The following is a 17744-nucleotide window of genomic DNA, read 5'->3' as shown; positions in this document are numbered from 1 at the left end:
TTGATCAATTGATCAACTCCTTTTTTATGGTGTTTTCTAATGAAACACTACATCAAGTACATTTTTTTCGATGCTGTTTTGATCCTTGGCCCCGTCAAGCTTGGCATGTGCTTCTCTTATCTCAAAATCTTTGGGTTCAAATTTTTTTTCGACGACAGCTGTGGTTGTAAAGCGCAATAGGGAATTTTCATCTGCATTGAGATAGGCATCGATTTCAAGGATTCCTTCTTTTTCATCAAACACATAAGGATGTAACAGATTAATTCCTTTTGGAATCCTTGGACTTTTCCAAACGACAAATTTGGGGAGTATATTATCATTTGCATCAATTTTATTGTAAATGGCCTGCTGGCAGGTAATGCCGGCAATTACTTTTGTTTTTCCGGTCTTATCGATCATATACTCTTTGGGATTTATTCGTATCTGCACTTTAGCGAATTCTTTATGTTTTCCTTCAGGAAAGTTCAGTGCTAAATTGATCCCCTCATTTTCGCGATTTGCAAGAAAACCTTCGCCCGAGCTCTTGCCATAATTCACATAATTTTGCAAACGATAGGTCAGGCCCTCCGCATCAGATTTTGCCTGTTGTTGATCGAACTTGATTTCCATCTTGCGCAAAGGAACAAGCATAAGCTCCATGCGTTGCAGGGGATTTTCAATATCAAAGCTATCTTTCTTCATTTGCTCTAACGGAGGTAGCGCGGATATCGTTTTCCACAATGCTGCGGGCGAACTATCCTTTGTCAGATTCATCAACCTGATCAGTTCAGCAAATGGCATATTGGGAAAAGTAACTTTCTGTACAATTACCGCAGCATTGATCCGTTTAGAAGAGCGGATATCCGTTGTTGTATTTGATTCTTCATGTAGCTTAACCTCTTTAGGTGTAGAGGATTGACAATTGTGAAAAAGAAGTACTATGCCTAATAATGGGAAAACTAAGGCGTACTTTTTTAGATATTTTTTCATATCTATAGCTATTTAAATGTAGTATAGACAAATTTACCTTATTTGACGCAGATATCACAAAAAAAGCCCCAGAATTTATATCCGGAGCTTCTTTTATCTTACACTAGCACATAGGCTATTCGCTTTAATTAATGACCTTTTGGTTCGGCATCGATACGTTTAATATCGGCTCCTAATTTACGCAAGCGTTCTTCGATATCTTGATAGCCACGTTCAATCTGTTCGATATTGTGGATCACAGATTTTCCTTTGGCAGATAGCGCTGCAATCAATAAAGACACCCCGGCACGAATATCTGGCGAAGTCATCTCAATACCTCTCAGGTGGTGTGATTTATTCAGTCCAATAACGGTTGCTCGGTGCGGATCGCACAAGATAATCTGCGCCCCCATATCAATCAATTTGTCCACGAAGAACAAACGGCTCTCGAACATTTTTTGGTGGATCAATACGTTTCCTTTTGCCTGAGTCGCCACAACAAGTACTATACTTAATAAATCGGGCGTAAAACCTGGCCAAGGTGCATCTGAAATCGTCAGGATAGATCCATCGATAAATGTATCGATTTCATACGATTCTTGCGCCGGAATAAAAATATCATCACCACGTAATTCAAACTTGATACCTAAGCGCGAAAATACAGATGGGATAACGCCAAGTTCTTCGAAACAGACATCTTTAATGGTGATTTCTGAACCTGTCATTGCTGCAAGTCCGATGAAAGAACCTATTTCAATCATATCAGGCAACATGCGGTGTGAAGTTCCCCCCAGACGCTCTACTCCTTCGATAGTCAACAAATTAGATCCAATACCGGATATTTTAGCACCCATGCGATTCAACATCTTACATAGTTGTTGTAAATAAGGCTCACAAGCAGCGTTGTATATCGTTGTTGTCCCTTTTGCCAATACAGCAGCCATCACGATATTCGCCGTACCCGTTACAGAAGCTTCGTCCAAAAGGATATAACTTCCTTTTAACTCCGTCGCATCAACGTTAAAAAAATGGGTAGTCGCATCGTACACAAACTTAGCGCCCAATTTTTCAAAGCCCAAAAAGTGTGTATCTAATCGTCTACGTCCTATTTTATCACCCCCCGGTTTCGGAATAGCGGCTTTTCCGAATCGAGCCAACAAAGGACCGACAATCATGATAGAGCCCCGCAATCCACCACCTTTTTCTTTAAATTCGGGTGACTGGAAATAGTCTATATTTATATCTTTGGCTTCAAAAACGTATGTGTCCTTATCTACGCGATTAATTTTAACACCTAAAGCAGCCAATAGATCGATCAACTTATTGACATCCTTAATATCTGGGATATTACTGATGGTCATAGGTTCTTCTGTCAGTAAAACTGCAGAAAGGATCTGTAAGGCCTCATTTTTTGCTCCTTGAGGAATAATCTCTCCCTTTAACGGTTTTCCACCGATTATTTCAAATGCGTTCATTTATATATAAGTGATATCTTCTTAGTATCTTATCCCAGTTCTTGTATTAGCCTTGGGATATTTAGCCTTCCGCCTAACATACAGGGATCGGAGACCAAAGAACCTTGTTTTTTATTAAAACAGCGCGATTCTTAAAAAAAGAAGGCAATTGTAAAGAAATCTGTTAATCACTTCGCAATTGCCTGCTTCTTTAAACAAAATCTTTAAGAACTAGCCTCGTTTATTATTATAATTACCCTGCGGCTTTCTGTTTCTGTTATTGTTGTCCCTACTGTAGCTGTTGTTATTGTTATCCCTACTGTAGCTGTTGTTATTGCTTCCGTAGTTATTGCGCTTCGTATTGTTATTGTTATTGTTGTTGTTGTTTGTCATACGAGGCTTACCTCCACCTTTCGACTGGTGGCCAGAATTATTGTTATTATTGTTATTGTTATGATTTCCGCCCGAATTATTATTGGCAGGTCCCTTAACACGATTTCCCGGCGGCGGAGTTTTAAAGTCAAGTTTAGTCAAAACGGTACCTTCCGGTAAGGTCAATTGATAACCTGACAACTCTTTGAGATCCTGGATGATCAACTCGTCCGAAACAGAATCCTTATTCCAGGTCAGGTAAGCCATTTTCATAAAATTGGCGATACCGATAACCATCTGCTCTCTTTTAGCCTCGTCATTAGCCAATAAAGCCTTTTCAATCATTTTCTCTACGGTAAAACCATAGTGCTTGAATCTAATGGAATGCTGCGGATAGCCCAAATGCTCAACTTCATGTTTCACACTTTTCGCTGTAGCAATTGGATAAGGTGAGTCAATATCCAATTTAAAATCAGAGATAATCTGTAGGTGATCCCACAGTTTATGTTTAAAATCAGACACGTCTCTCAAATGTGGGTTCAATACCCCCATCATATCGATTACAATCTGCGCATGTTTATTTCTTTCTTCCTTTGTGGGTAAAGTACAGATGTAATCTACCATATTTTGCACATTGCGACCATATTCTGCAAGGATCAATTTTGGTCTAGTGCTGTTGTAGTCAAAGTTCATATAGCTAATATAAGTACCTAATTAAACGATCAAGATGCCGTTTTGGTATTTTATTATTGAATTATTCTAAGTTTTGCAAATTTAAGCAACAATTGTTTCTGTCCCAACTCTTTAAAGAAAATAGTTGCTTTTATATCTCCTTTGTTTCCTTCGAGATTAACAACTTTCCCAAATCCAAAGCGTTCATGTTCAACTTCCATGCCGACTTGAAGATTTGATGTATCTGAAGGAGCAAAACCCGCAGTAGGTTTGTGGGCTTTCGGTAGTATTGATGTCGTTTTCACCATCGGCTTAGGCTTAGGTTTAGAAAACGTATCATCACTGTCCTTTTGTTGCCATGCAATTCGTTCGCCTTGAAAACTTCCGGCTGAGGCAGAAGTTTGTCGTGGTTTAAAATCCAATGCAAGACATGCCGGATTCAATTCATCCAAGAAGCGACTGGGTTCGCAGTTATTCAGCGTTCCCCAACGATATCGCGAAGTAGCATACGAAAGTAGTAATTTTTTTTCAGCTCTCGTAACAGCGACATAAAAAAGTCTTCGTTCCTCTTCCAATTCCGACCTGGAATTCAACGATAACTGGGAAGGAAATAGGTTTTCTTCTAAGCCTACAATGAAAACAATCGGAAATTCCAATCCTTTGGAAGAGTGAATGGTCATCAATGATACAGTATCAGCATTTGGATCTTTATCATTATCGTCGTTTGTCAACAGGGCGATATCCTGCATATAGACATCAAGTCCACGCTCTTCGATATCTTCCCGTTCCGAAAACTCCTTGATACCATTGAGGAGTTCCTGGATATTTTCGTAACGCGCCAACCCCTCTACCGATTTATCTTCATACAATTCTTTCAGAATACCACAGTGCTGCGCAATATGCATTGCCGTATCAAATGCGTTATTGTTTTTGGCAAGAGCTTGAAAACTCTGTATCATCTGTGCAAAACCACCGACAGAAGTTGCACTACGTCCGTCTAGAAACTGGGCTGCATTTGCGACAACATCCCATATACGGTATTGATTCTGATCTGCAGCGATCATGATCTTCTCTATCGTCGTATCCCCGATCCCTCTACGTGGATAATTGATAACACGCTTTAGTGCTTCCTCATCATTTGGGTTGAAGGTGAGTCTGAAATACGCGATCAGATCTTTAATTTCTTTCCGTTGATAGAAAGAAGTACCACCGTATATTTTATAGGGGATATTAATTTTGCGTAAGGCCTCCTCCATTGCCCTGGATTGGGCGTTGGTACGATACAGAATAGCAAAATCTTTATAATTAAGTCCTTTTAATGATTTCTCTTCGATGATCTGGTCAGCAACGATCTTACCTTCCTCATTGTCAGAGAAAGCACGTGAAACCTTGATCTTTTCGCCCTCTTCATTATCCGAGAAAACATTTTTTTCCAATTGATTCTGATTATTCGCAATCACCGAATTGGCCGCATTCACAATCATCTTAGTCGATCGATAATTCTGCTCCAATTTAAAGATCTTCACATCTGGATAATCCTTTTGGAAATTCAGGATGTTCTGAATATTTGCACCACGAAATGCATAGATCGATTGTGCATCATCCCCTACCACACAGATATTCTCATTAACTGCCGCCAGACGTTTTACGATGAGATACTGGGAAAAGTTGGTATCCTGATACTCATCCACCATCAGATAACGAAACTGATGCTGGTATTTATGCAATACCTCTGGATGCTTATTTAGCAACACATTTGTCTTAAACAACAAATCGTCAAAGTCCATTGCTCCTGCACGGTAGCAACGTTGCGCATAGGTCATATAAATCTGTCCCAATTGACCACGACCATTGGAAATATCTTCAGCCAATATAGCCTCATTTTTATTATATTCCTGTGGTGAGATCAAGTTGTTTTTTGCCTGTGAGATACGTCCATACACATGATTGACATTGTACAGCTTATCATCGAGATTCATTTCCTTTAAAATGGCACGCAACAAACTTTTGGTATCGTCCGTATCGTAGATGGTAAAGTTTCTGGGATAACCGATCAATTCTGCTTCGACACGGAGTATCTTTGCGAATACCGAGTGGAATGTTCCCATCCAAATATTTTTCGCTTCGCTTCCAACGACAGAAACGATACGTGCGCGCATCTCTTTGGCGGCCTTGTTGGTAAATGTTAATACCAAGATATTGAATGGATCAACACCTTTTCGAATCAAGTGTGCTACACGATAGGTAATTACCCGTGTTTTTCCTGAACCAGCTCCCGCAACAATCATCACAGGACCTTCTGTTTGCTCTACGGCTCCTCGTTGTGAAGGGTTTAAACCCGCTAAATAATCCAAATTAACTCCTTAAATTTTAAAACCTGAGAATAGGGTATAAAAGTACAAATTTCCTATTGATCACTGGGGCTATCTTGCTAATATTTTTACACAAAAAAAAACCGATAATCAAGATTATCGGTTTTTATATCATCCAGGCAACATCTAGCCTCTGCTGTTATAATTTGGTGCTTCCTTCGTAATGGAAATATTATGTGGATGGGACTCTCTCAACCCTGCTCCTGTAATACGGACAAATTGTGCTTCCTGTAATTTTTCAATTGTTGCAGCTCCACAGTATCCCATGGAAGCGCGTAATCCGCCAATATATTGATAAACGACCTCAGCCAATGTACCTTTGTAAGGAACACGCCCAACAATACCTTCCGGAACCAATTTTTTGATATCATCTTCTACGTCTTGGAAATAACGATCTTTAGATCCTTTTTCCATGGCTTCGATTGAACCCATACCGCGGTAAGATTTAAACTTACGTCCCTCATAGATAATTGTTTCACCTGGAGCTTCTTCCACACCAGCGAATAAAGAGCCAGCCATAATTGTGCTTGCTCCGGCTGCAATTGCTTTTGCAATATCACCTGTTTGTTTGATACCACCATCTGCGATCAATGGCACGCCAGTTCCTTTAAGTGCTTTGGCAACTTCATATACAGCATAAAGCTGAGGAACACCGACACCAGCAATAATACGTGTTGTACAGATTGAACCCGGTCCGATACCTACTTTTACGGCATCTGCACCTGCTTCAGCCAAAGCTGTTGCCGCTGCACCTGTCGCAATATTTCCAACGATTACCTGTAATTCAGGGAATTGAGATTTCACCAATTTCAACTTATCAATTACACCTTTAGAATGCCCATGTGCCGTATCAATTGTAACCACATCCACACCTGCTTTCACCAAAGCCTCAACGCGATCAAGGGTATCTGGTGTAACACCTACTGCCGCACCAACCAATAAACGGCCATGGCTATCTTTGGCAGCATTGGGGTAATGTTTATATTTTTGGATATCTTTAAAAGTAATCAAGCCTTTCAAAATACCATCCTCATTGACTACGGGAAGTTTTTCGATTTTTTCATTTTGAAGAATCTCTTCCGCTTTCACCAAATCCGTTCCTTCGGGCGCGACAACAAGATTTTCCTTAGTCATCAATTCGTTGATTGGACGGCTCATATCTTTTTGGAAACGAAGATCACGATTCGTTACAATACCAACCAATTGGCCTTTTTCGTTCACAACAGGAATTCCACCGATTTTGTGCTCCTTCATAATATTGAAGGCATCGCCCACAGTTGCTGTTGCCAATAACGTTACTGGATCCTGAATCATACCGCTCTCCGAACGTTTTACTTTGCGTACTTCAGCAGCTTGTTCTGCAATCGTCATGTTCTTATGCAACATACCAATACCGCCAGCTTGAGCAATCGCAATCGCCAAATCAGCACCGGTTACCGTATCCATTGCTGCAGAAACCAATGGAATATTTAATTTGATTTTTTTTGTTAGCGAAGTGCTCGTATCAACGTCACGGGGTAAAATCTCAGAATAAGCTGGAATTAATAAGACGTCGTCGTAAGTGAGACCTTCTGCTACGAATTTTTGTGGATCTAATTGCATGGCAAATATGTATTGGGTTTTCTATTTGCCAGGCAAATTTAAGAAAAATAAGCAATAATAAAAAATAAAAGATACAAATTACAATCGGAAGACAAATTAGAAACGTTATGAATTAAGCATTCACTTCGTGTACGTCCCGACCTTTATCATTTTTTGGCAGGCTATTTGCTTTTGGTAACACGAAAAGTTATTTTAATTAATGAAAATATAAAGATAAGATAATTATGAAAAAGACATTACTCTCATTAGCTGCCGTCGCAGCATTAGCATTTGGCGCACAGGAAGCGAAAGCTCAGTCTCCATTTAGATCAGCGATAGGTGTTGTATTCGATGGTACAACAACTGACTTATGGGGTGTTCAATATAAGCAATCTTTTGGTGGTGCCAACATGGGGCAAGCACAAGTGATGTTTGACGACCATGTTGTTGCTGTTGGTGCGGATTACCAATATGCGAGACCTTTCCAAGGTGTTAATGGTTTGGGATGGTATGCAGGTGTTGGTGCACAATTGACTTTTATTGACGTAGGTGATAACATTACAAACGTTGCGTTGCGTCCGCAATTAGGTTTGGAATTTAAAATTCCAGTTGCTCCGATTGCGTTCCACGCAGACTGGAAACCTGACTGGAGATTGAACCACAACAGTGATTTTGATGCTTCAACATTCTCGTTCGGTATCAAATACACATTGAAATAATATAAAAACAACTAGACAGTATAAAAGGTCCTTCTCTATGTTGAGCAGGGCCTTTTTTTATAAATAAAATCAATAAATATTTCTTTTTTTCTTCAATTCTCCTATTTTTATGCCGTTGACCTGATTGGCGTAAATAAAACTTTTCATTCTACAAAAATTTTATACCTTTGCCATTCTTGGTAAAATGTGATTAAACGAGAACTAATTATCAATTACATAAACAGTATTTAACATTAAAATTAATACAATTATAACAGACGATGCAAGGTAAAGGGCTGATTAAACTTTTAGTGATAGTGGTGTCATTAGCGTGTCTATACTCCCTATCATTTACTTGGGTGACCCGCAATGTGGAGCGAGATGCTGAGAATTTTGCCAAAGGAGACTTGGCGAAAGAGAAAAGCTACCTCGACTCAATGGCAGGTGAAGTAGTGTACAATTTAGGTTTTGCAAAATACACCTATCGGGAAGCCAAAGCAAATGAACTCGCTTTGGGATTGGATTTGAAAGGTGGTATGAACGTGACCATGGAAATCTCATTGGACGAATTGATCCGCAATTTGGCGAACAATCCAAAAGATGAGAAATTCAACAAAGCGTTGGAGCAAGCAGTAGCAAAAAGCAAAACGAGTGCAAAAACAGTCGTTGCTTTATTTATGGAAGAGTACAAATCCATCGGTGCTACAACTCCACTATCGACATTCTTTTCAACAAAAGATAACGCTGCTCTAATTAAACCTGGTGATTCAGACTCCAAAGTCGAATCATTCCTTCAAAAAGAAGCAGACAATGCCATCCAAAACTCATACAAAGTACTTCGTACACGTATCGATAAATTTGGCGTTGCATCGCCAAACATTCAAATTCAACAAGGTACAAACCGTATTTTGATCGAATTACCTGGTGTGAAAGATGAAAGCCGTGTTCGTAACCTATTACAAGGTTCGGCTAAATTGGAATTCTACGAAACCTATACAAACCAGGAAATTTATCCAATACTGGAAAATATCGATAAAACTTTAGCATCAACGTTAAAAGCTGCTCCAGCTGCTACAACAAATGCTGCAGCAGATACAAGCAAAAAATCAGATGATTTATTGTCTAATCTAACCGGTGGTAAAAAAGATGCTAAGAAAGACAGTGCTGCTGTTAATCTAGGGCAGAAAAATCCATTATTTGAAATTTTAAGAGCAAACGCATATCTAAACGAAAACCAGCAGCCCACACTTGGCCCAGGCCCATTGGTGGGTATTGCTTCATTAAAAGATACGGCAAAAGTAAATGCTTACTTGCAACGTCCTGAGGTGAAATCAATCCTTCCTGGAAACTTAAAGCTTTTATGGGCTGTAAAACCTGAGCAAAAAACACCTGAACAACTATCATTATACGCAATTAAAGGGTCTGGACAAGACAATGGCGCTGTATTGACGGGTGATGTGATCACTGACGCAACAGCAAACTTTGATGATAAAAATCAACCTGTGGTTGGTATGCAAATGAACAGTGAGGGTGCTCATCAATGGAAGAAAATTACTGCAAAAGCAGCTCAAAACAGAGATGCAATTGCTATCGTTCTTGATAATGTAGTTTATTCTGCTCCTTCTGTAAACGGTGAAATTCCAAATGGTAGCTCATCAATCTCTGGATCCTTTACGGTAGAAGATACCAAAGATTTGGCGAACGTATTGAAGGCAGGTCGTCTTCCGACAACTGCTAAAATCGTTGAAGAAGCTGTAGTGGGTCCTACTTTGGGTCAGGCTGCCATCGATGCCGGTGTAAACTCCGCTGTTATCGGTATTATCGTGGTAATGATCTTTATGATCGCTTACTACAATACGGCGGGTATCGTAGCAAACATCGCGGTATTGTTAAACGTATTTATCATTATGGGGGTATTGGCATCCTTAAATGCCGTACTGACCCTACCTGGTATTGCCGGTATCGTATTGACAATGGGTACTGCTGTCGATGCAAACGTTTTGATTTATGAACGTATCCGTGAAGAACTGGGCTTAGGGAAATCGATCCGTCAGGCTGTTGCCGATGGTTACAAACATGCGTTACCATCCATCCTGGATTCGCAGATCACAACTTTCTTAATTGGTATTATCCTATTTTTATTTGGTAGTGGTCCGATCTTAGGATTCGCAACAACGTTGATGGTGGGTATTATTACTTCATTGTTTACTGCGATCTTAGTTACACGTGTTATCTTTGAATGGATGTTGGCGAAAGATTTCAAAATCAAAGTCTCTTTCCTTGGTCTGCAAACACGTTGCATAACGCAAACTTCAAATTCGTGCAGAAACGTAAAATCTTTTACGCCATTTCAATCGTTGCTGTAATAATTTCTGCTGCATCAATTTTCACAAAAGGATTCAGTTTAGGTGTGGATTTCCAAGGTGGACGTACTTATACTGTTCGTTATGACAAACCTGTGGACTTAGAAGCTGTACGTACAAACTTGGATGATATATTCAAGAAAACTACAGAAGTAAAAGTATTCGGTGCATCCAATCAATTGCGTATTACAACAACTTATCATATCGAAGAAACTTCGGACAGTGCTGATAAAGAAGTATTGGACAAATTAAACCAAGGTCTATCGAAAGTAGATGCTTCCAATAAACATGAGATTCTTTCGTCTCAAAAAGTTGGACCAAGTATCGCTACCGACATCAAATCTAGAGCAACCAGCTCAGCAATTTTCTCTATCATTATTGTTGCAGCTTACATCTTGATCCGTTTCCATAAATGGGAATATTCAGTTGGAGCAGCTATTGCAACAATTCACGATGCGATCATTTTATTGGGATTATTCTCTATCTTGGATGGTATCGTACCATTCTCACTTGATATTGACCAACACTTTGTAGCAGCGATATTAACTGTAATTGCTTACTCGGTGAATGATACAGTGGTTGTATTTGACCGTTTACGTGAATTCGTATCGAAACCAAATGCACATAATGAAGATCTTGGCGATGTCGTAAACCATGCGATCAACTCGACATTAAGTAGAACAATTATCACCTCATTGACAATCGTGTTTGTTCTTGCTGTATTGTTTATCTTTGGTGGTGAAGTTATCCGTGGATTCTCATTCGCGATCTTAATCGGTGTTATCGTAGGTACATATTCATCGATTATCTTAGCTGCACCTTCAGTATATGACTTACGTAAAGGAAAACATTTGGCAGAAGGTAATACTGCTAAAAAAGCTGAAGTCGTAAGACCATAATAGCTGATATTGACTAGTCCTGAAAAATCGATACAGGTTTTCAGTGATTAAAAATAAATAATTTAAACAGTAGTAGCCGATAGGTTGCTACTGTTTTTTGTTTTATAAGTTCTGAAGTTCATGTTTGATTTCATGTGCATCTGATTTGGAGTTAGCATATGATTAGACCAATGTGGTCTGTCATTATTATAGATATCGATTGCTTCAGCTACGATCTGCTTCATCAAATGTAGATCTAAATGATAGGTATCAATCATGAACTCTTGTTTGAGTATACCATTGATTCGTTCAGCGATGGCATTTTCATAAGGATCAGAGTTTTCTGTCATACTGCACCTGAGCTGATACTTGTTTAGGTAATATTGGTATTCTTCTGCACAATATTGTACCCCTCTGTCGGAATGATGGATTAACGGCTCGTTTGTTTTTCTTTGTTTTTGTGCCATTTTTAGTGCTTTTACAACATGCGGTGTGCACATGGTCCGCGAGACCTCAAAGCCAACAATTTTTTTCGAATAGGCATCTGTAACCAAACTCAGGTAACAGGGGCTTTCTCGCTTCCCTATGTAAGTGATATCACTTACCCAAACCTGATTGGGACGGCAAACAGTCACTTCTTTAATAATATTCGGATATTTTCTAAATCTATGATGTGACATAGTGGTCGTATGATAGCTTCTTTTAGGTGTAATTAACAAATGGTTGGCGCGTAAAATATCAAAGAATTTGTCTCTGCCCACTTTTAATGCCTGTAGCTCCCTTGCCAATATATGGTAAAGTTTCCGTGTGCCTATTCTTGGCTGGGTAGTGCGTATTTCATGAACTAAGTCCACAATTTTCCCGGCTATACCCTGGCTCCTGGCTATACGTTTGATCCTTCGATAATACACCTGCCTGTCTAACCCGAACAATCCACAAGTAAAACTTAGGCTTTCTTGTTTTTCTTGCCGGAAACGATTGATTGCGCGGGTTTCAAGTTTTTTCTTACGTCGATTTTATATTCTTTTTCTGCAATATCGATCATCATGTCAAAGATGATCGCTTTGGAATCAGCGATGTGATTCTGATGCTCAAGTTGAGCCTTTTGCTTCTCCAGCAGTCTGACTTTGGCTTCCAGTTCTAAAATGCGCTGTTCTGGTGACTTTGCCATATTGGATGGTATTTGATTCTCCCAATCAAAGTTACCATATTTTTTTAACCATTTGCGAATAGTGCTATCTCCCTGGATGCCATACTGTTTTTGAGCTTGGGAGAGTGTCAATTTCCCCGATTCAATCTCTTTAACGACATTCAGCTTCAATGTTAAAGTGTAATCACGCTGAGTCCGCTTTACATAATTTGTTCCTTCTTCCATAACGATTCTTTTTGTGTATCGATATTTCAGGACGAGACATATTGATAAAATAAAAAAGGGCGTTCGAATGAACGCCCTTTTTTATTGCATTCAAATTACTTGTCACACTAAATATTTTGAATATATTTGGTGTACTAAATATTTGTATGCTAAACGAAAAATTTGACCGCTACTCCTTCATCTTGGACCAAACAGCCAAGAAAGTAAAACAGTTCGCCCAATCTTCTTTTGCCGAGAAAGGATTTGATATTACTGTAGACCAATGGACCATTTTAAAGGCTTTGTACGAAACAGATCAACTTTCACAAAAAGAACTGGCCAAGCGCTGCGGAAAAGACCAGCCCACACTCACACGGATCGTAGATATCCTTCTTAAAAAAAATCTGGCTGAGCGGATTACCGATGAAACAGACCGTCGGAGTCTCTACCTCCATTTGACCGAAGAAGGGAAATTAAAAGTAGCATCGCTTACGCCGATTGTCGCGGAGATTCGCATGAAGGCCTGGGAAAATCTAACGGACGAAGATTTCGAAGCTTTCACAAGAATTTTGAATACAATATATAACAATTTAAATATAGAATAGCTATGATAAATACGGATATCTGTATCATCGGAGCAGGACCTGTTGGCCTATTCGCAGTTTTTGAAGCCGGGCTTTTAAAAATGCGCTGCCATTTGATTGATGTGTTACCCCAAGTGGGCGGTCAACTTTCGGAGATCTACCCCCATAAGCCTATCTACGACATTCCTGGTTATCCAAGTATCACTGCGCAGGAGTTGATCGATAAACAGCTTGAACAGATTAAACCCTTTGCCCCCACATTCACCTTAGGTGAGCGTGTGGAACATATAACAAAACAGGACGACGGTTCTTTTATTGTAGAAACCAATGATCATACGATGGTTCATACACAGGTTATTGTCATCGCCGGAGGCTTAGGTTGCTTTGAACCACGCAAGCCCGAAATTCCAAATCTTCATCTCTTTGAAGGAAAAGGCGTAGATTATATGGTAAAAGACCCTGCCAAGTACCGGGATAAAAAAATCGTCATTGCCGGTGGCGGTGATTCCGCGCTCGATTGGACCTTCCATCTCGCAGATATTGCGCAACAGGTCACGTTAATCCACCGAAGTGACTCCTTCAGGGGCGCTCCGGACTCAGCTGAAAAGGTTTTCAAATTGGCCCAACAGGGTAAGATCAACTTATTATTATCGCACAATCTGACCAATATTCATGGCAATGGCTACTTGTCCCATGTTGAAACAACCAATAAAGAAAAAGAAGTCATCGCAACAGATGCAGACTATTTTATTCCCTTATATGGTCTTACGCCGAAGCTTGGTCCAATCGCAGATTGGGGATTAAATATCGATAAAAATGCGATAGAGGTCAATACGTTTGATTATTCAACCAATATCGAGCGGATCTATGCAATTGGAGACATCAACACCTATCCAGGCAAACTGAAACTCATTCTCTGCGGGTACCATGAGGCTGCACTGATGTGTCAAAGTGCTTTTAAATTTGTCTACCCAGATCAAAAATTGACATTCAAATACACCACTGTAAACGGTATAAATACATTCTAGCCATGGACGATAATTTAATTCATGTCACTGTTATTGATCGTGATGGGACCGAAAATACGCTGGAGGTTCCTACCGATATCAATCTTTCACTCATGGAGATTTTAAAGGCATCCGAATATGAAATTCTGGCCACTTGTGGAGGTATGGCGCTGTGCGCTACCTGTCATATCGAAGTTGTCGAAGGCCTGGATACGCTTCCTTCAGCGAGTGATCAGGAGCTCGACATGCTGGACACGCTCCCGGATGCCGATGATCAAAGCCGTCTTGCCTGTCAGCTTTATCTGCACAATAACAACAACGGTATGAAAATCAAGATAAAAGGCGCACTACAATAGTGTTATCATTGTGTATAAAATACACAATGATAACACTATTAATCGATTTTTTTTTGAGATAGCAATATCCATCATAAAGAACTAAAAATCAAACAAGTACAAAACATATTATTGAAAGAATTAGCTACTTTACAATAAAATTCACAACATATCAGCACAATAAATAAATATTTTTTAGCTTTTTGAGTCAAAATTTAAGATATTTGCAGCTTAATTCGATTGTACCGAATTTTTACAACAAACTATTAAAAATATGCCAAGCAATAGTTCAAATAGAAAATTCCCAAGAGTAATCATTATTGGTGCTGGATTTGGAGGAATTGAAGTTGCTAAAAAGCTTAAAAATAAGGAAGTTGAAGTTCTGTTGCTGGACAGAAATAACTTTCATACTTTTCAACCATTGATGTACCAAGTTGCCACGGGTACTCTTTCAGCGGACTCTATCTCCTTCCCTGTCCGCAAAATGTTCAAAGGCCAAGACAACTTTCATTTTAGACTTGCTGACGTAAAAAGCGTTGACAACGAGGCTAAGATTGTAAGAACAGATGTTGGTGATTTTGACTATGATTATTTAATTGTTGCTACAGGTGCTACGACGAACTTCTTCGGCAATCAACAAATCACAAAATATGCTTTGCCGATGAAAAACATACAAGAAGCATTAAATATTCGAAGCTATGTTTTACAGAATCTCGAAGAAGCAGTACGTATAGAAAACCCTGCTGATCGTAAAGCTAATTTGAATTTTGTAATTGTTGGGGGTGGTCCAACAGGTGTTGAACTTTCGGGGGCAATCGCAGAGATCAAAAACAATGTTCTTGAGAAAGATTATCCAGAATTGAAAAAATCTGAGATGTCGGTTTACCTGGTTGAAGGACTTCCAAAAGTATTGGCTAACTTATCTGAAAAATCTTCTAAAGATTCAGAAAAGTACCTCAAAGATTTAGGTGTAGAAGTATTATTGAATGTTCAGGTAACCGGATATGATGGCAATTCAATTACGTTCGCCGATGGCAGAAGCATTGAAACAAAAACGGTTATCTGGGGAGCAGGTGTAGCTGGGCAATATCCAAATGGTTTCAAAAAGGAGATTATCCAACGAGGCAACCGTATACAGACAGACGATCAATGCCGTGTTATTGATATGCCAGGTGTTTATGCCATTGGTGATGTTTCGGCATTTATCACAGATGATCTTCCTCGCGGCCTACCAGGTGTTGCCCCGGTGGCTCAGCAACAGGGAGCTTATGTTGCCAAACATATTCTTCAAACAATGTCCAATCAACCAACTGAGAAATTCAACTATTTCGACAAAGGATCCATGGCTACGGTAGGTCGTAATAAAGCTGTCGTTGACATGGGAAAAATCCATTTCAATGGATTCTTTGGCTGGATGACCTGGATGTTTGTCCACTTGATGTCCATCTATGGATTCAGAAATAAATTGATCACATTCGTAAACTGGTCGATCAAATTTTTCACCAAAAACAGTGGTGTGCGTTTGATCTTCCACAAATATGATGAACCAACTCCAGAAAAACAGCAGGCAGAAACAGCACAATAGCTTTCTATTGGAGTCTATATAAACTATTTCAATACCCAACAGCGCCATTATCCCAAGTGATAATGGCGTTGTTTTTTACCCCTATTTTACCTGTTTAATCCACTCGCTAAAAACATGTAATAACAGACTGTAGAAACACTTCGAAACAACAGCCCTCTCCAGATAGTTGTCAAAACCACCTTTTCCCGATTGGATTCTTTCTTCTCGGAGTCAATGATTTCAAAAACACCGGCTTAATTCTTTTTTAACACCGCATCCAATTAAAAATAACTTCCCCTGGAACGTAAGAATTACAGATTATATTCGTTAAATTTAAAGACAGTTTTTTCCAGATAGAATTTACTTTCAGAATGTAGTTTTTTTTGATGTATAACCTCAAAAAGATTAATTTTTTTTGTGTAGGTTTGCATATTATTTTAAAATAGCTTAAGGATTAGCAGATGGGCTTATTTAATTGGTTTACGCAAGAAGTTGCGATTGACTTGGGTACTGCAAATACCCTAATAATTCATAATGACAAAGTAGTAGTGGATGAACCTTCTATTGTTGCATTTGACCGCACCACAAACAAAGTGATCGCCATTGGTCGCCAGGCCATGCAAATGGAGGGTAAAACACACGACAATATAAAGACAGTACGTCCTTTACGTGATGGAGTAATCGCTGATTTTACGGCAGCTGAGCACCTGATCAGAGGGATGGTGAAATTGGTGAACAATGGTAAGAGCTGGTTTTTCCCTTCCCTACGTATGGTTGTTTGTATTCCTTCCGGTATTACGGAAGTAGAGAAAAGAGCTGTGCGCGATTCAGCAGAAATTGCGGGTGCCAAAGAAGTCTATTTAATTCACGAACCCATGGCTGCTGCTGTTGGAATCGGAATTGACGTGGAAGAACCAATGGGTAATATGATTATCGATATCGGTGGTGGTACCACTGAAATTGCTGTCATCGCTTTATCGGGTATTGTATGTGACCAGTCCATTCGTGTTGCTGGTGATAACTTCGACTCTGACATCGTTCAATACATCAGAAGACAACATAACATCATGATCGGTGAACGTACGGCAGAAAAAATCAAAATTGAAGTCGGTGCTGCCCTACCTGAGTTGCAGGAACCACCGGCAGATTTTGCTGTGCAAGGCCGTGATTTGATGACAGGTGTTCCTAAGCAAATTACTGTTTCTTACACCGAAATAGCGCATTGTCTAGATAAGTCCATTTCAAAAATTGAAGAGGCGATCTTAAAAGCACTTGAAATCACTCCGCCAGAATTATCAGCGGATATTTATCAAACAGGTATTTATCTTACCGGTGGTGGTGCATTATTGCGCGGTTTGGACCGCCGTATACAAGCGAAAACTAAACTTCCAGTACATATTGCCGAAGATCCGTTACGTGCTGTCGTAAGAGGGACTGGTATTGCACTTAAAAATATTGGACGATTTAAATTCTTGATGCAATCATAACGTTCGATAATTAATAACAATATTTTATTAAAGAGCGATATAATATGCAAAACTATTATATCGCTTGCTTATTAA

Annotated in this window: 15 protein-coding genes; 8 read left to right on the top strand and 7 right to left on the bottom strand. The window is 39.4% G+C overall.

What is annotated here, in order from left to right; all coding sequences use genetic code 11:
- Positions 1–36: 36 nt before the first annotated feature.
- From OK025_RS13015 to guaB, 5 genes are all read right to left on the bottom strand, one after another.
- Positions 37–969 (bottom strand): hypothetical protein, encoded by a 933-nt coding sequence (locus OK025_RS13015; RefSeq protein ID WP_317664300.1) that lies wholly within the window; start codon positions 967–969, stop codon positions 37–39.
- 128 nt (positions 970–1097) lie between these two features.
- A complete protein-coding gene (murA, locus tag OK025_RS13010; protein WP_317664298.1) occupies positions 1098–2423 on the bottom strand; it encodes a UDP-N-acetylglucosamine 1-carboxyvinyltransferase in 1326 nt (441 codons plus the stop codon).
- Between the two features lie 210 nt (positions 2424–2633).
- Positions 2634–3467, bottom strand: coding sequence for a DUF4290 domain-containing protein (locus OK025_RS13005; protein WP_317664297.1), 834 nt, complete (start codon positions 3465–3467; stop codon positions 2634–2636).
- Between the two features lie 53 nt (positions 3468–3520).
- Positions 3521–5800 (bottom strand): ATP-dependent helicase, encoded by a 2280-nt coding sequence (locus OK025_RS13000; RefSeq protein WP_070565989.1) that lies wholly within the window; start codon positions 5798–5800, stop codon positions 3521–3523.
- A 144-nt stretch (positions 5801–5944) separates the two neighbouring features.
- Positions 5945–7420 carry an IMP dehydrogenase gene (guaB, locus tag OK025_RS12995; RefSeq protein WP_317664294.1) on the bottom strand — a complete coding sequence of 492 codons (1476 nt, stop codon included), beginning with the start codon at positions 7418–7420 and terminating at the stop codon, positions 5945–5947.
- A gap of 224 nt (positions 7421–7644) precedes the next feature.
- Here guaB and OK025_RS12990 point away from each other — a divergent pair, with 224 nt between their 5' ends.
- The 3 genes from OK025_RS12990 (at position 7645) to secF (ending at position 11359) form a co-directional block, all read left to right on the top strand.
- Positions 7645–8118, top strand: a complete 474-nt coding sequence (locus OK025_RS12990; RefSeq protein WP_070565992.1) for a hypothetical protein — start codon at positions 7645–7647, stop codon at positions 8116–8118.
- Between the two features lie 260 nt (positions 8119–8378).
- Positions 8379–10463, top strand: coding sequence for a protein translocase subunit SecD (gene secD, locus OK025_RS12985; protein ID WP_317664293.1), 2085 nt, complete (start codon positions 8379–8381; stop codon positions 10461–10463).
- Positions 10418–11359: a protein translocase subunit SecF gene (gene secF, locus OK025_RS12980; RefSeq protein ID WP_317664291.1), complete on the top strand. Its 942-nt coding sequence runs from the start codon at positions 10418–10420 to the stop codon at positions 11357–11359. The genes secD and secF overlap by 46 nt, the downstream gene beginning before the upstream one ends.
- A 62-nt stretch (positions 11360–11421) precedes the next feature.
- Here the strand turns inward: secF and OK025_RS12975 are convergent, their stop codons facing one another.
- Together OK025_RS12975 and OK025_RS12970 are read right to left on the bottom strand one after the other, a co-directional pair.
- Positions 11422–12270, bottom strand: a complete 849-nt coding sequence (locus tag OK025_RS12975) for an IS3 family transposase (RefSeq protein ID WP_317664290.1) — start codon at positions 12268–12270, stop codon at positions 11422–11424.
- A gap of 14 nt (positions 12271–12284) precedes the next feature.
- Positions 12285–12713 carry a helix-turn-helix domain-containing protein gene (locus OK025_RS12970; RefSeq protein ID WP_317664289.1) on the bottom strand — a complete coding sequence of 143 codons (429 nt, stop codon included), beginning with the start codon at positions 12711–12713 and terminating at the stop codon, positions 12285–12287.
- 146 nt (positions 12714–12859) lie between these two features.
- On the opposite strand from OK025_RS12970, the gene OK025_RS12965 reads away from it, so the two are divergent.
- From OK025_RS12965 to OK025_RS12945, 5 genes are all read left to right on the top strand, one after another.
- Complete coding sequence (locus tag OK025_RS12965; protein WP_317664288.1) at positions 12860–13297, top strand: MarR family transcriptional regulator; 438 nt, start codon at positions 12860–12862, stop codon at positions 13295–13297.
- 2 nt (positions 13298–13299) lie between these two features.
- On the top strand, positions 13300–14304 hold the full coding sequence (locus tag OK025_RS12960) for an NAD(P)/FAD-dependent oxidoreductase (RefSeq protein WP_317664286.1): 1005 nt from the start codon (positions 13300–13302) through the stop codon (positions 14302–14304).
- 2 nt (positions 14305–14306) lie between these two features.
- Positions 14307–14639 carry a 2Fe-2S iron-sulfur cluster-binding protein gene (locus OK025_RS12955; RefSeq protein ID WP_317664284.1) on the top strand — a complete coding sequence of 111 codons (333 nt, stop codon included), beginning with the start codon at positions 14307–14309 and terminating at the stop codon, positions 14637–14639.
- A gap of 253 nt (positions 14640–14892) precedes the next feature.
- A complete protein-coding gene (locus tag OK025_RS12950; RefSeq protein ID WP_317664282.1) occupies positions 14893–16203 on the top strand; it encodes an NAD(P)/FAD-dependent oxidoreductase in 1311 nt (436 codons plus the stop codon).
- Positions 16204–16643: 440 nt separating this feature from the next.
- Complete coding sequence (locus tag OK025_RS12945; protein WP_046671815.1) at positions 16644–17669, top strand: rod shape-determining protein; 1026 nt, start codon at positions 16644–16646, stop codon at positions 17667–17669.
- Positions 17670–17744: the final 75 nt, after the last annotated feature.

This window comes from Sphingobacterium sp. UGAL515B_05 (assembly GCF_033097525.1).
Lineage (GTDB): Bacteria > Bacteroidota > Bacteroidia > Sphingobacteriales > Sphingobacteriaceae > Sphingobacterium.
Note: the sequence above shows the minus strand (reverse complement) of the source record. Positions and strands in the feature narration are given on the sequence as shown.

Excerpts from the sequence above, each read along its gene's own strand:
- OK025_RS13015 (WP_317664300.1), bottom strand. The coding sequence starts at position 969 with ATGAAAAAATATCTAAAAAAGTACGCCTTAGTTTTCCCATTATTAGGC.
- murA (WP_317664298.1), bottom strand. The coding sequence starts at position 2,423 with ATGAACGCATTTGAAATAATCGGTGGAAAACCGTTAAAGGGAGAGATT.
- OK025_RS13005 (WP_317664297.1), bottom strand. The coding sequence starts at position 3,467 with ATGAACTTTGACTACAACAGCACTAGACCAAAATTGATCCTTGCAGAA.
- guaB (WP_317664294.1), bottom strand. The coding sequence starts at position 7,420 with ATGCAATTAGATCCACAAAAATTCGTAGCAGAAGGTCTCACTTACGAC.
- OK025_RS12990 (WP_070565992.1), top strand. The coding sequence starts at position 7,645 with ATGAAAAAGACATTACTCTCATTAGCTGCCGTCGCAGCATTAGCATTT.
- secD (WP_317664293.1), top strand. The coding sequence starts at position 8,379 with ATGCAAGGTAAAGGGCTGATTAAACTTTTAGTGATAGTGGTGTCATTA.
- OK025_RS12970 (WP_317664289.1), bottom strand. The coding sequence starts at position 12,713 with ATGGAAGAAGGAACAAATTATGTAAAGCGGACTCAGCGTGATTACACT.
- OK025_RS12965 (WP_317664288.1), top strand. The coding sequence starts at position 12,860 with ATGCTAAACGAAAAATTTGACCGCTACTCCTTCATCTTGGACCAAACA.
- OK025_RS12960 (WP_317664286.1), top strand. The coding sequence starts at position 13,300 with ATGATAAATACGGATATCTGTATCATCGGAGCAGGACCTGTTGGCCTA.
- OK025_RS12955 (WP_317664284.1), top strand. The coding sequence starts at position 14,307 with ATGGACGATAATTTAATTCATGTCACTGTTATTGATCGTGATGGGACC.
- OK025_RS12950 (WP_317664282.1), top strand. The coding sequence starts at position 14,893 with ATGCCAAGCAATAGTTCAAATAGAAAATTCCCAAGAGTAATCATTATT.
- OK025_RS12945 (WP_046671815.1), top strand. The coding sequence starts at position 16,644 with ATGGGCTTATTTAATTGGTTTACGCAAGAAGTTGCGATTGACTTGGGT.